The organism is Acuticoccus sp. MNP-M23, assembly GCF_031195445.1.
In the GTDB taxonomy this organism is placed as follows: domain Bacteria; phylum Pseudomonadota; class Alphaproteobacteria; order Rhizobiales; family Amorphaceae; genus Acuticoccus.
This window is the reverse complement of record NZ_CP133480.1, coordinates 1,591,400-1,605,250: the sequence shown is the minus strand read 5'-3', so window position 1 is coordinate 1,605,250 and position 13,851 is coordinate 1,591,400. Positions and strand designations below refer to the sequence as shown.

At 66.0% G+C, this 13,851-nt stretch carries 9 protein-coding genes, 1 tRNA gene and 1 pseudogene; 8 read left to right on the top strand and 3 right to left on the bottom strand.

The window, feature by feature from the left end; genetic code table 11:
* Positions 1-125 precede the first annotated feature (125 nt).
* From RDV64_RS07595 to RDV64_RS07580, 4 genes are all read left to right on the top strand, one after another.
* Positions 126-201: transfer RNA gene (locus tag RDV64_RS07595), tRNA-Thr, on the top strand.
* A 449-nt stretch (positions 202-650) separates the two neighbouring features.
* Positions 651-1,334 carry a TrkA family potassium uptake protein gene (locus RDV64_RS07590; protein WP_309198665.1) on the top strand — a complete coding sequence of 228 codons (684 nt, stop codon included), beginning with the start codon at positions 651-653 and terminating at the stop codon, positions 1,332-1,334.
* Complete coding sequence (locus RDV64_RS07585) at positions 1,325-2,788, top strand: potassium transporter TrkG (protein WP_309198664.1); 1,464 nt, start codon at positions 1,325-1,327, stop codon at positions 2,786-2,788. The genes RDV64_RS07590 and RDV64_RS07585 overlap by 10 nt, the downstream gene beginning before the upstream one ends.
* 138 nt (positions 2,789-2,926) lie before the next feature.
* On the top strand, positions 2,927-4,114 hold the full coding sequence (locus tag RDV64_RS07580; RefSeq protein WP_309198663.1) for a DUF1036 domain-containing protein: 1,188 nt from the start codon (positions 2,927-2,929) through the stop codon (positions 4,112-4,114).
* Between the two features lie 108 nt (positions 4,115-4,222).
* Here RDV64_RS07580 and RDV64_RS07575 read toward each other — a convergent pair whose 3' ends face one another.
* Together RDV64_RS07575 and RDV64_RS07570 are read right to left on the bottom strand one after the other, a co-directional pair.
* Positions 4,223-4,801, bottom strand: coding sequence for an invasion associated locus B family protein (locus RDV64_RS07575; RefSeq protein WP_309198662.1), 579 nt, complete (start codon positions 4,799-4,801; stop codon positions 4,223-4,225).
* A gap of 130 nt (positions 4,802-4,931) precedes the next feature.
* Positions 4,932-6,269, bottom strand: a complete 1,338-nt coding sequence (locus RDV64_RS07570; RefSeq protein WP_309198661.1) for an MATE family efflux transporter — start codon at positions 6,267-6,269, stop codon at positions 4,932-4,934.
* Between the two features lie 167 nt (positions 6,270-6,436).
* Between RDV64_RS07570 and RDV64_RS07565 the strand changes: the two are divergent.
* Positions 6,437-6,610, top strand: a pseudogene (locus RDV64_RS07565) (DUF1328 domain-containing protein); the annotation flags it as partial.
* Positions 6,611-6,840: 230 nt separating this feature from the next.
* Positions 6,841-7,737, top strand: coding sequence for a histone deacetylase (locus RDV64_RS07560; RefSeq protein WP_309199453.1), 897 nt, complete (start codon positions 6,841-6,843; stop codon positions 7,735-7,737).
* On the opposite strand, the gene RDV64_RS07555 is transcribed toward RDV64_RS07560, so the two are convergent.
* Entirely contained in the window at positions 7,734-8,897 is a 1,164-nt protein-coding gene (locus RDV64_RS07555) for a transporter substrate-binding domain-containing protein (RefSeq protein WP_309198660.1), read from the bottom strand. The genes RDV64_RS07560 and RDV64_RS07555 overlap by 4 nt on opposite strands.
* Positions 8,898-9,112: 215 nt before the next feature.
* Here RDV64_RS07555 and RDV64_RS07550 point away from each other — a divergent pair, with 215 nt between their 5' ends.
* Together RDV64_RS07550 and RDV64_RS07545 are read left to right on the top strand one after the other, a co-directional pair.
* Positions 9,113-11,437, top strand: coding sequence for a UvrD-helicase domain-containing protein (locus RDV64_RS07550; RefSeq protein WP_309198659.1), 2,325 nt, complete (start codon positions 9,113-9,115; stop codon positions 11,435-11,437).
* A 211-nt stretch (positions 11,438-11,648) separates the two neighbouring features.
* Positions 11,649-13,679: an EAL domain-containing protein gene (locus RDV64_RS07545; RefSeq protein ID WP_309198658.1), complete on the top strand. Its 2,031-nt coding sequence runs from the start codon at positions 11,649-11,651 to the stop codon at positions 13,677-13,679.
* The last annotated feature ends 172 nt before the right edge of the window (positions 13,680-13,851 follow it).

The window sequence follows — 13,851 nt, the reverse complement described above, 5'->3', positions numbered from 1 at the left end:
GGCAAGATGCCGCGCAAGGACCGCCGCGCTGATGCAAGACTGTGGCCGCCGACAGTTTCGCGATGATGAACTGGATTCCGCGGTTGCGGTCACCCCGCATTTGCGTGTACAGGAGCGCCCAGTGGGCCGCACTAGCTCAGATGGTAGAGCAACGCATTCGTAATGCGTGGGTCGCTGGTTCGAGTCCGGCGTGCGGCACCATCTCCCCCTTTTCCATCGAAGCTTCCGTCAAGGCGTCGATCACGCAACTCTCTTTGTTGGCGCGATGGCCCTTGTTTCGGCCGTTGTGCGGCGGGGTTGATGACGAGCCCAGGCACAGCTTGCTGCTCGACTGCTGTCGGCCCGCGTCATGACACCGCGGCAGAGCGGATCGCGGACCGTGTCGTCATGGGACGGGTCCGGCCGCCACCTCCCGTCATCAAAGCTGAATGCCAGAGACAGATACAAGGGTAAGGACCGCGCGTTCCCCTTTCGGCAATAACCCTGCATTTTCCGGCCAGTGCGAGACGGAAGGCCGCGCGCTGCAGCGATCCGCCTTCACATCTCACGTCTTTCCGGATCGTTGCGAAGACTGGGCGATGGCGGCCGCTGCGAAAGTGTGATCAATGCGCCCGGCGTCCAAAGTCTCGACCGAAAGGCACGAACAGCGAATGTCTGAAGGAGCGAAAGGGGCGCCGGCCGGCGGGCCGGTTGCCGTCATCGGGCTTGGTACGTTCGGTGGAACCGTCGCGACCGATCTTGTCGCTTTCGGCCATCATGTCATCGGGATCGACACCGACGAGCGGCGTGTCAACGAGCTGGCAGACACGCTGACACAAGCCATGATCGCCGACGCGCGCGACGAGAAGGCTCTCAGAGATGCCGGCGTCGACAAGTGCGACGTGGTCATCATCGCGATGGGCGAGAACCTCGAAGCCAACATCGTGGGCGCCATGAACGTGCGCCTCTTGGGGGTGCGTGACGTGTGGGTGAAGTCGCGTTCGCGCACCCACCGGCGCATTCTGCGCGAGATCGGGTTCGACAAGATGGTCAATCCGGAGCGCGACATGGGCCACCGCGTTGCGCAGCGGATCCACAACCCCTTCGTCACCGACTACATGGTCGCCGCTGAGAATGTCACCGTCGTCAGCCTCAACGCACCGCGGCGGCTGGTGGGGAAGCGGCTGCAATCAATCGGCTTTGCGAAGCGCTTTGGGGTCGAATGCCTCGGGATCCTGCGCGCCGGCAAGCTGCAGCGGTTCAACGAGGACCCCGAGATCATAAAAGACGATGCGCTTTTGTTGCTCGGGCCGCGTGCGCAGCTGCAGCATTTCGGCGAGACGCAATGCGGCTAGGGGGGCGGCGCGACCGCGGTGAAAACAGTGACGATGCCGACGCGCTCGGCCCCGCGCCCAGCGCCGAGCGGCCGGTGCTGCGACGGCTGCGCCGCGTCGGCCGCGATTTTCTGCGTCTGCCGCCACCGCTGACACTGCTGCTTCTGTACGCAGCGTTCGTGGTTGTCGGTGCGGTGCTTCTGAAATTGCCGATCGCGCAGGAAGCGACGGCAACCGCCGTGACCTGGAGCGACGTGATTTTCATGTCGGCCTCGGCCGTCACGGTGACCGGGCTCGCCGTCGTCGATCCGGCGCTGACGTTCTCGTTGTTCGGCGAAGCTGTCCTCATGATCCTCATCCAGGTCGGCGGTCTCGGGCTGATGGTCTTCGCGGTCCTCATTCTGAGCATCCTCGGATTTCCGATCGGATTGCCGGGCTCGATCACGCTGCGTGAAGACCTCGGCCAGACCTCGCTTCACGAGCTGGGCCGGCTTGTCCGGCTGATCGCCTTCGTGTTCTTCGTCTGCGAAGCGGTCGGGGTTTTCGCCCTCAGCTTCGTCTTCGTGCCCGATCTCGGCTGGGGTCCGGGTCTGTGGCACGCGCTCTTCTTTTCGATCAGCGCGTTCAACAATGCCGGCTTCGCCCTCTTCCCCGACAGTCTGACGCGCTACGCCCTCGATCCGGTCATCAATATTGCCGTGCCGGCCCTCTTCATCGTCGGCGGAATCGGATTTGCCGTCATCGCCGATCTCAATCGCCATCGCCGCAGCTGGCGTGCGCTGTGGTGGCCGCGCTGGCGCCCGTTGATGCTGCACTCCAAGCTGATGCTGGTCGGGACCGCGGCGCTCATCATCTGGCCGCTCGTAACGTTCGCGATCCTCGAATGGTCCAACCCGGGCACGCTCGGCCTTTATGACAGTTGGCAAGACAAGCTGACGGTGGCGTGGTTCCAGGCCGTCACCCCGCGAACCGCGGGCTTCAACACGGCAGATTTCGCAGCGGTCCACGATGCCACGGCGTTCATGACCATCACGCTCATGCTGGTCGGCGGCGGCCCGACCTCGACTGCGGGCGGCATCAAGGTGACGACGTTGATCTGCCTGCTGCTTGCCACCTACGCCTTCTTCCGGCGCCGGTCAGAGCTGAACGCGTTCGGACGGTCGCTGTCGCTGGAAGATGTGATGCGGGTGACTGCGCTCGTGTCGGTCGCGATCCTTTTCGTTGCGGTCGCCACCTTCGTCATCTCGGTCAGTCACGACGGTGAGTTCTTCGATCTCATCTTCGAGGTCGCTTCGGCGTTCGGCACGGTGGGTCTGTCGCGCGGCGCAACGGCCGAACTCGATGAGATCGGCCGTGCCGTCATCGTGATCCTGATGTTTGTCGGCCGCGTCGGCCCGCTCACGCTGGGCTTCTTCCTGGCGACGCGCACGCAGCCGCGCGTGCGCTACCCGAAAAGCGCGGTTTTTCTCGGGTAGGCGTTGCTCCGGTGTTCGTGACTGCGGCCGTCCGGCACCCTTGCCATCGGGCGGGCCAATATCGACCCCATGGCCTATCAAGATTAAGGTTAGAAGCCTTGATCGCCGCGCATTCCCTCGTGCACCATGGAGATATCCTTGCGACGCATCATCCTTCTCGCGCCATGCCTTGTGTTGGCGAGCCCATCGGCACACGCGGCTCTGGAGATCTGCAACGCTGCTCCGGTGGTGGCGTCCGTCGCCATCGGATACAAGGGAGCCGCCGGCTGGATGTCGGAGGGCTGGTGGAACGTGCCCGCCGGCGCGTGCGAGAATGTCATCAGCGAGTCGCTGACGCTCACGCATTATTATTGGCGCGCCAATAACAATGCCTCCGGGGACCACTGGCCCGCGGGCCGCTACATGTTCTGCATCACCGATGAGGCCTTCACCATTGTGGGCGACACGGCGTGCGCGGACCGTGGCTACAGCCAGGTCGGCTTCAACGAGATCGTGACGAACGGCGCCGGGCATCACACCATCACGCTCACCGAAGAGGCGCGGCGGCAGGCAGCCTACGACGCCGCCCTCGGGAACGATGCCGGCAAGACGGCCGCCGACGCTGGTGATGGCCCCGATCCCAAACCGGAGGCCGAAGCGGCGGCCGCCCCCCCTGCGACCGCCCGGACCGACGAAGTGCCGGAAGCCATGGGTGTAGCGCACGAGGCGAATACCATGCGCATCACGCCCGCCCCCGGTCCGGGCGTCTATGGCGAGCCCTATACGATGACCGGGACGTTCAAGGGCTGCATATGGGGCGACACCGTGATCGAGTGCCGTCTCGGTGCGGAGGATGGCGTGGAGCTTCTCGTCTCGACGGGCACCGGCGTCCCCCACGTCGCCGGCGAGATGCTGGCGATCTATGCGGACGGGCAGCCGATGACTTGGGTGGGGGACATGATCTCCGATGTCGACGATCTGGCGGAGGTCACCGTGCGCGAGGTGATTTTCATCGACGAGCCATCTATCGCGAACCTCAAGCGCAACCTCTACGGCGCGTGGACGAACGAAGCCACGGGCCAGATGCATGTCTTCGACGAAGGCTTTTTTGGCGTGTTCAGCCCCGATGTCGAGGATTCAGGATACATCACCGGTGGCACGCTGACGGTCAGCGAGGACTGCGGCCGGGGCTATGATGGTGGGCCTTATCTCGGCTTTACCGCCGATGGCGGCGACCCTGAGACGGAGGACTGCCGGCCGCTGGTAGCACGGGCGCCGGACCGCATCGGCATCGCGCGATCAGGCGACCCTTCGACGGTCGACTACTTTGCCCGCACACGACCGTGATGTCGCCGGCGCTGCCTGACAACCCGGTTCGCGGTGGCGGCTGACGGTGGTGACGACGGGGAAAGTGGCACGGGCACCGGCCGAAGACTGGTGCCGGTCTTGTGAGGGTTAGCTGGAAAGCGCCTTCAGGCGGTTCTGCGCGGCGGAGAAGCCGGATAGCGAGACGCCGAGTGTCACCTCCGCCTCGTCGTCGGACGCGGTGCGGAAGGTGACGCCGAACCGGGCGCCGCGGCGCAGGGCGGCAAGCTCCGTATCCGTCAGCGTGTGGCGCATCAGGCAGCCGCGCGGCAGGCAGGTGCGGAAGGGCAGGGTGAGCAGCGGTTCGCCGTCGACCGCAAAGGTGCCGCCGCTGGGCAGCAAGAGGCCGAACGGCGCGAGAACCGTGAAGAAATTCTCGCCATTCACCACGGCGAGATCCAGCTGCATGATGATGTCCTGCGTGCCCTCCTTGTTCAGCGTCTGCCCCATCCAGCAGCGCTGGTTGCCGCCCTCGGGCGTCACGCAGCGCACCGTCCAGTCCCCATAGGTTTCGGTCAGGGAATCGGGTGTCTGGCTGAAGGTGGGACCGGCTGCGAGAAATGGCATGAGACACAGGAGGAGTGCCACTGCGGCAGCAAACCCGCCGAGTTTCAGCGCAGCGATCGGCCGGGGCAAGGTCCGGCCGGGATTGTTGGTGCGTTGCTGCAATCTTGCCTCCAACCAAATTCCGACGGTTTTGCGGCCCCGCTGAAAGGCCGAGTCGAACCATGCAAGGCAGAATTTTGCCCACGCGGCCCCGCTGCGCAAGGGCTGCGTGTTGCGGCCCTTGCCGCGCGCCTCAGCCGAAGGTGCGGCGGCTTTCCCGCGGCACCAGCACCCACAGGCTCAACCCGCGCAGCATCAGCCAAACATTGAGTGCGAGCCAGAGGCCGTGGTTGCCGAGATATGGCGTGAGAAGCCAGCAGGCCGCGAAGAAGGTGCCCGTGGACAGGAGCATCATGTTGCGCATCGCGGCCGTCCACGTTGCGCCGATGAAAAGGCCGTCCATCACGAAGGCGATCATGCCGGTGACGGCAGTGAGCGCGACCCAGCCGAGGAACGCGCCCGCCGAGGCGCGCACGTCCGCGGCCGAGGTCATCAAGGCGATGAAGTGCGGTCCGGCCAGCATCCAGAGGCCCGCGAGCGCGACCGAGACCACGACGCCGGCAACCAGCGTCAGCCGCAACGTGGCGCGGAAAGCGCCGCGGTCGCGAGCGCCGACGGCCTTGCCGCCGAGCTGTTCGGCCGCGGTGGCCAGCGCATCCAGCACATGGGCCGTCAGCAGGAAGATGTTGAGGAGGATGGCATTGGCGGCAAGCGTCACGTCGCCGGCGCGCGCCCCCGCCGCGGTGAACAGCGCAAACGCGGAGACCAGCAGCCAGGACCGGATGAGGATATCGCGGTTGACCACAAGGGTGCGCGTGAAGCCCAGCCGCTCGAACACGGCCGACCAGGGCGGGCGCGGCGCCGTGCGCAGGCTACGTGCAATCAGCACCACCCCCGCCGCAAACGTGACGGCCTCCGCCGCGACCGAGGCGATGGCAACGCCGGCGACCCCCAGCCCCGCGCCAAGCACCAGCGCCAGAGACAGCGCAATGTTGACGCCGGCCAGCAGCACCTGAAGCGCAAGGCCGGTGCCCGCGCGGGCAAGCCCGAGCAGCCAGCCTAAAATTGCGTAGTTGGCGAGCATGAACGGGCTGCCCCACACCCGCCACGCAAAATAGGTGCGGGTGGCCTCTGCCACCTCTTCGCTGGGGTCCATGATGGCGATGAACGCCGCAATCATCGGCCATTGCAAAAGTGCGATGGCCAGACCCAGCACGGCGGCAATGGCGAGCGCCCGCCACAGGGCGACCGCCTCGCCCTCCCGGTCTCCCGCGCCCACGGCCTGCGCAATCAGCCCCGTCGTGCCGTGGCGCAGGAAATTGAACGAGGCGCCCACAAAGTCGAACAGCAGGGCACCCAGCGCCACCGCCCCGATGAGCGCCGCCGAGCCCAGCTGGCCGATCACCGCCATGTCCGTGATGCCGATGAGGGGCGTGGTGGCGTGGGCGATGGTCATCGGCAGCGCGATGGCAAGCACCATGCGCAGCGTCACCGGCGCTGTGCGGGCGGGCGGGTTGAGGGGGGCGGCCATGGTCAGTCCTGTCTGCGCGGCAGGGGGGGGCCGCGCCGGCCTTGTAGCCCACGGCATCGCGCCGCGCGAGGCGGCGACGGAGCGGCTTGCCGGAAAAAGGCGTGGCTTGCGTGGAACTTGTTGGTGCCGCGACAGGTTGTCCCGGAAACAAACGAGTGGGTGAGACGATGGACTTTCTGACTTGGGCGATCATCTTTGCGGTGGTCGCGGTAATTGCGGGTGTGTTCGGATTTACCGGGATTGCGGCAGGCGCCGCGACAATCGCGCGTATCCTGTTCTTCGTCTTCGTGGTGCTGGCGGTGATCTTCCTGATCATGCTGCTGGTCGGCGGCGCTGCGGTGTCCGCTACCTTGACGGCGGTGCCCGCAACAGTGGCTGCAGTGCCGGCCCTGTTGATGGTTGCCTGACCAGGCATCAGCCTGAATGCTGACAAAAGGGGACGGCGGGCCTTGCTCGCCGTCCCTTTTTTGTGTCCGCAGCGCTGGTGACGGTCGCGGCCGCGCGGCGCCCCGCCACACCGCCCGAAGGCTTGCACCGATACGCGCGGCGCGCCACGTTCGGCCCCGTGCCAATGCTCCCCGTTGTTCATAATCCCAAGTATCAGGCGGTGTTTCCGCCCGGCCATCGCTTCCCCATGGGCAAGTTCGGGGCGGTGGCCCGGCGGCTGACCGCGCTCGGCTTCGGTCCGTTTCACGTTCCGGCGCCGGCGCCCGCGTCATGGATTACGCTGGCCCACGCGCGGGCCTATGTGGACCAGGTCTTTTCCGCCGACGTTCCGGCAAGGATCGCGCGGGAGATCGGTTTTCCGATGACCGATTCGGTGGCGCTGCGTGCCCGCACGGCCTGCGCCGGCACCGCGCTGACCGCCCGTCTGGCGCTGGAGCATGGCATTGCCTGCAACACCGCCGGCGGCAGCCACCATGCCCGCTACGAGCAAGGGGCGGGGTTCTGCGTCTTCAACGATGTGGCGGTGGCGATCCGCGTGTTGCAGGCCGACGGCGCCATCGGCCGCGCGCTGGTGTTCGACTGCGATGTGCATCAGGGGGACGGCACCGCCCACATCTTCGCCGACGACCCCGGCGTTGCCACGGTCTCGATCCACGCCGAGGCCAACTACCCCGTCCGCAAGGCGCGCTCCACAATAGACGTCGGGCTGCCCGATGGGGTGGAGGACGCCCGCTACATGGCGGTTCTGGACGAGACGCTGGAGCAGGCGCTCGCCTTTCCGGCGGACATTGTGTTCTACAACGCCGGCGTCGACCCCCACCGGGACGACAGGCTGGGCCGACTTGCCCTCACCGATGACGGGATTGCCGCGCGCGACCGCCGGGTGATTGATGCGGTACGGGCCCGCGGCCTGCCGCTGGTGGGCGTGCTCGGCGGCGGCTACTCGGACGACGTGGAGGCGCTGGCCGCTCGCCATGCGCTGCTCCATCAGGCCGCGCGGGACAGTCTCGCCAGATCCTAGTTGCTGCCCGGCAGGTAGCGGTCGACGAGGCTCCACCATCCGTCGGACGTCACGGCCTTCAAAACGGCGCGGTCGATGGCATCCTGCTCGGCCGGGGCAAGGTCCGCGCGCGTGGCGATGGTGACATATTGCGGGTCCTGCGTGGTGGTCGAGAGGATCAGGTCGCTCGGCACCTTGTCCATCGCGACGCGCAACGTCGGCGCGGCAGCGGCGGCTGCGTCGGCTTTGTCCGCCGCGATCGCGGCGAGCGCATCGTCCAGCGTCGCCTCGGGCACGAGCGTGATGCCGAGGTTCTTCAGATAAGCCTCGGCGGAGCCACCTTCCTGCACCGCGACGCGGTGGTCGGTGAGGTCCGACGGCACGTTCAGCGTCTGCGCGCTGCCGATGTTGGTGGCCGAAACCACCGAGGCGGTGAGTGCTGCGGACACGGCAAGCCCCACCAGCATCCAAAGCATCGCCACCGCGCGGCCGATGAAGCTCTGGGGCGCCTTGTCGCCATAGCCGATGGTGGTGAGTGTGACGCCGGCCCACCAGAAGCCATCGCCAAGCCCGCGCGCCGCGCCATGGGCGAACTGATCCTCATTGTGGCGGCGCTCCACCAGCCAGATGATACCGCCGACCACGAGGAGAAGCGCACTCAGCGAGATAACGATGTTGAGGAGCTCGCGGGTCGCAAGGTTCTTCAAAACCCGAAAGAACGACAGCTCCACCTCGCTCACCACGCCGAGGGTGGCGGTGTAGAACGGCATGGTGAAAGAGACGCCCTCGGCATTTTCGGGCGTGGCGTCGAGGGCGATGGCGACATCGATCTCGCCGGAGCGCAGCGCCTCGTGGAGCCCGTCGCGCGTGATGGGGGTGATCTCATAAGGAAGGCCGGTGTCCTCGGCGACCATGCGCCACAGGTCGATGCCGATGCCCTGCCAGCTGCCGTCCGCGCCCTGTGCCGCGAACGGTGGCCGCTGGGCCGCGCCGACCTTGAGCGGCCCGGTGCGCACGGTGACGTTGTCCGCGCTCGCGTTCGCGTTCGCCGGCGCCTGTGCCTGTGCCTGTGGCTCTGCCGCTGGCGCGGGGCTTTGCGCGTGCGCTGGCAGCGCAAGCAGAATGGCCGCGACCAGCAGGCACGCGAGGCGGGAGATGGAGTCGATAGGGGTGGGGCGCATGTCGGTCCTCGGGTCGTCGGCAGGGGCCGGTCGGTGGTCTTTGGATCGGTCGTTGACAAAACAACGCATAGATTGACGCAGGGTTCGGCGTTGGCTTGCGCGGGACTGCGGATGTTGTCCCCGAGTTCATCCACATTTGCCGAAAAAGCACTCGAATTTGCATCAACAGTTGCACATCTGTTCTAAGATGGCGCGCTAGCGAATCAGGTGGGGCGATGACGAACCCAATGCGTCAGACGGCGCCGACTGTATCCATTGCCGAGCGTGCGGCCCGTGCATCGCGCCCGGCACCGGCGTATCTGGAAAGCCTCAACCCCGAGCAGCGGCGCGCGGTGGAGGCCATCGACGGCCCCGTTCTGGTGCTGGCCGGCGCCGGCACCGGCAAGACGCGGGTGCTGACGACGCGGATCGCGCACATCCTGGCGCTCGGCAAGGCGCGCCCGTCCGAGATCCTGGCGGTGACGTTCACCAACAAGGCCTCGCGCGAGATGAAGGAGCGCATCGGCCGCGTCGTCCCCGGCCAGAGCGAGGGGATGCCCTGGCTCGGCACCTTCCACGCCATCGGCACGCGCATCCTTCGCCGCCACGCCGAGCTGGTCGACCTCAAGCCCGATTTCACCATCCTCGACACCGACGACCAGATCCGCCTCGCCAAGCAGATCCTGTCAGCCGAGAACATCGACGAGAAGCGCTGGCCCGCCCGTCAGCTTCTGGGCCAGATCGACGCGTGGAAAAACCGCGGGCTGACGCCCGAAGAGGTGCCCAAGAGCGAGGGCGACTGGTTCGCCCACGGCAAGGGCCTCAAGCTCTACAACCTCTACCGCGACCGGCTGAAGACCCTGAATGCCGCCGATTTCGGCGACCTGCTGCTGGAGCCGATCCGCCTCTTCCGCAAGAATCCGGACGTTCTGGAGATCTACCAGAGCCGGTTCCGCTACATGCTGGTGGACGAGTATCAGGACACCAACATCGCCCAGTATCTCTGGCTGCGGCTCCTCGCGCAGGGCAACCGCAACCTGTGCGTGGTGGGTGACGACGACCAGTCCATCTACGGCTGGCGCGGCGCGGAGGTGGACAACATCCTGCGCTTCGAGACCGACTTTCCGGGCGCCGTGGTCGTCCGCCTCGAGCGCAACTACCGTTCCACCAGCCACATTCTGGCAGCTGCCAGCCACCTCATCAGCCACAACGAGGGCCGGCTCGGCAAGACGCTGTTCACCGACATCGTCGACCCCGACGAGGTGCCCGTCAGCGTCGCGTCCTCCTGGGATTCGGAGGAGGAGGCGCGCTCGATCAACGACGAGATCGAGCGGCTGCACAAGGCCGGCGGCAGCCTCGACGAGATCGCCATCCTGATGCGCACCACCGCGCAGATGCGTGCGTTCGAGGACCGCTTCGTCACCGCAGGCACGCCCTACCGCGTGATCGGCGGCCCGCGCTTTTATGAACGCAAAGAGATCCGCGATGCGCTGGCCTATTTCCGCTGCGTGACCCAGCCGGCCTACGACCTTGCGTTCGAGCGCATCGTCAACGTGCCGGCGCGCGGGATGGGCCAGGTCACCATCCGCACCATCACCGAAGCCGCGCGCGACCGCGAGGTGCCCTTGCTGACGGCAGCGGCAGACCTCCTTGCCACCGACGAGATCAAGGGCAAGGCCCGGACCGGGCTCGGCACGCTGGTTGCGCAGTTCGACCGCTGGCGCACGCAGATGGCGACCCTGCCGCACACGGAGCTCGCCGAGATTATCCTGGAAGAATCCGGCTACACCGACATGCTGAAAGCGGACCGATCCGCCGATGCGCCGGGGCGGCTTGAAAACCTGAAAGAGCTCATCCGCTCCATGGACGAGTTCGACTCGCTGCCCGCGTTCCTGGAGCACGTCAGCCTCGTGACCGAGGCGCAGAGCGATGCCGGCGACGAAGCCGTCACCCTGATGACGCTCCACGGCGCCAAGGGGCTGGAATTCGACGTGGTGTTCCTGCCGGGCTGGGAGGAGGGGCTGTTTCCCTCCGTCCGCGCGCTGGACGAGAGCGGCCAGTCGGGCCTCGAGGAAGAACGCCGCCTTGCCTATGTGGGCCTGACGCGGGCGCGCAAGCGGGCATTCGTGTGGTTCGCCCTCAACCGGCGGATCCACGGCATGTGGCAGTCGAGCGCCCCCTCGCGTTTCATCGACGAGCTGCCGGAAGACCATGTGGCTGTGCGCGAGGAAGCGGGGTACGGCGGGATCGGCGGCTATGGCGGCTCACGTTTCGACCAGGTGGAGACCTTTTCGTCCAGCTACCATACGCCGGGCTGGGAGCGGGCGAAGCGGCGCGAGGATGTGCCGCGGCGCCAGCGCAATTTGCCAAGCACCATCGAGGGTGAGCTTGTCGCAAAGTCGGTGGCGGACCGGCCGAGCGCTTACGCACCGGGCGCGCGGGTGTTCCACCAGAAATTCGGCAACGGCAATGTTGCTGCGGTGGAAGGCAACAAGCTCACCGTCGACTTCGACAAGGCGGGACGAAAGCGTGTCCTCGATTCCTTCGTCACGTCAGTCTAGCAAGGCTCCGTTCAACGCACTGTCGTTCCGCAAGGTTTGACGAGAGCGGGGCCAGGCCAGATTTCCGGACCGTTCCGGGATTGTCGGATGCGTGGTTGCAACTTACGCTTACAATCCTATCTGACTTGCCTTCCGACGCGCTGCATTCTGGCATGCGCGAAGCATCCCGCGGTGTCGGTAATCGTGCTGGAACAGGCCGCTGATCTTGAAAATGCAATCGTCGAATCGTCCCGGATTTCGGATCCAGCAGGCTTTCGTTCTCAACATTGTCGGCGCAATTCTGGTCGCGATCGTTTTCATGATCGTCGCCATATCCGCGATTATTTCTGCAAAGGAGGACGTGGCGAAAACGGCGTTGCAGACGGCGCAGATCTGGGTGCTCGCGACCCTGTCGAACCAGTTGGAAATGACCGAGGTCATGGCCGGCCATGACGTTCACGAGGCGGACCTGACCTATCTGCGCACAGCGGCGCTGGGCAGCGAGATCATCTATTTCAGCCTGCATGCACTGGACGGCACCGTGCGGCTGAACGCCACGGTCGCCGATACCGAATCCAGCCTTGCGGCCGATCGCAGGTTCCACCCGCTCGTCCCCGATTGGGAGGTGCCGTCCGAGGCGTTTGCGGGGGAGCCTTTCGTGCGCGTGAGCAAAGGAACGCTGCCGGACGGGACGACGGGTACGCTGGCACGGGTCTTTGCACCCGTCATGGACGACGGCGCGGTGGTGGGCGTTGCCGGTGTCCTGCTCGACCAGACGCGCACGGCCAGGATCTTTGCGGACGAAGCGCGCAACGCGATCCTGTTCAGTGCTCTCCTGGCCGGGCTTGCGCTGATGACGTCTGCGGCAACAGGCTATCTGCTGCTGGCGCAGCGCCGCAGCGAAAAGACGATCCGCTTCATGGCGCATCATGACCCGCTGACGGGCGCGGCCAACCGGAACCTCTTTTCTGAGAAGATGAGGGAGACGGTGGGCGAGGCCACAAAAACCGACCGGATGATGGCCCTCCACCTCATCGATCTCGACAAGTTCAAGGCCATCAACGACACGCTGGGCCACGACGCCGGCGACGCTCTCCTGCGCGACGTTTGCAGCCGGATCGAGCGCGAGATCGGTGGTGACGACCTTCTTGCCCGGCTCGGTGGTGACGAATTCGCCGTCATTCAGCAGGGCGTCGCCACCGTGGCGCAGGCGAATGCCATGGCACAGCGGCTGCGCGAAGCGGTCAACGAGATCCGCCGGGTCGACGAAGTGCCCATGGGCGTCAGTGCCAGCATCGGCGTCGCGATCGTGCCGGAGCATGCGTCCGACGAGGTCGACCTGCAGAAATGCGCCGACCTTGCGCTCTACCGCGCCAAGGATTCCGGGCGCGACACGGCGGTCATGTATGAAGTGGGCATGGATGAGGACATGCGTGTGCGCAACATGCTGCGCATGCTCCTGCGGCGCTCTGCCGATGCGGAAACCTTCGAGTTGCATTACCAGCCGATGCACGACACCCGCACTGGCGCACTGGCTGCATTCGAGGCGCTCCTGCGCCTGCCGGCCACCGGAGACACGCCGGTTTCGCCGAGCGTCTTCATTCCCGTTGCCGAGGAGATGGGGCTTACCCCGCGCATCGGGGCCTGGGTGCTGCAGGAAGCCTGCACCAAGGCGATGGAATGGCCGGACGACATCATCGTGTCCGTCAACCTGTCGGCGCAGCAGTTCGACGCGGACATTGTCGGAGACGTGCGGACTGCTCTGGACGGCAGCGGGCTCAGCCCCTCGCGTCTGGAGCTTGAGATCACCGAGAGCATGTTCATCCGCGAGCCCGAGCCCTTTCTGGAAAAACTCCATGCGCTGAAAGCCCTTGGCACACGCATCGTGATGGACGATTTCGGCACCGGCAACTCCAGCCTGAACTACCTCTGGATGTTTCCGTTCGACAAGATCAAGGTCGACCGCTCGTGCTTCCTTTCGCTCGAGAACAACCAGAACGTGGCTCACGTTCTGCGTTCGATCAGCGCTCTGGGCGCCGCCATGAACCTGCGCGTCACGGCAGAGGGCGTGGAAACCGAAGCGTTGCGCGAATTTGCCGTGCGCGCCGGATATGACGAGATTCAGGGCTTCTTCTACAGTCGCCCGATGTCTGCCGACGCTCTCGGCGCCTACATCGCCGGCGCCACCCGGCGTGTCGGCGACGACCTTCTGCAGGCGGTGACGACGCATCCGATCCATCCCGTCATCAAAGGCGAAGTGTAGCGGGGGATCGCCCCGCGGCGACACCGCACGGTTGCGCGGCGCGGCCGGTGTGGCGGAGATGTCGCAACTTCCCGGCGACCCGTGCGGCAACCCCGGTCCCGGCCGCCGGACCGTTTGATACGTTCCATAAACTCGCTTAGCGCATACTCCGTTCGTCGCTTGCCTGCGCCTT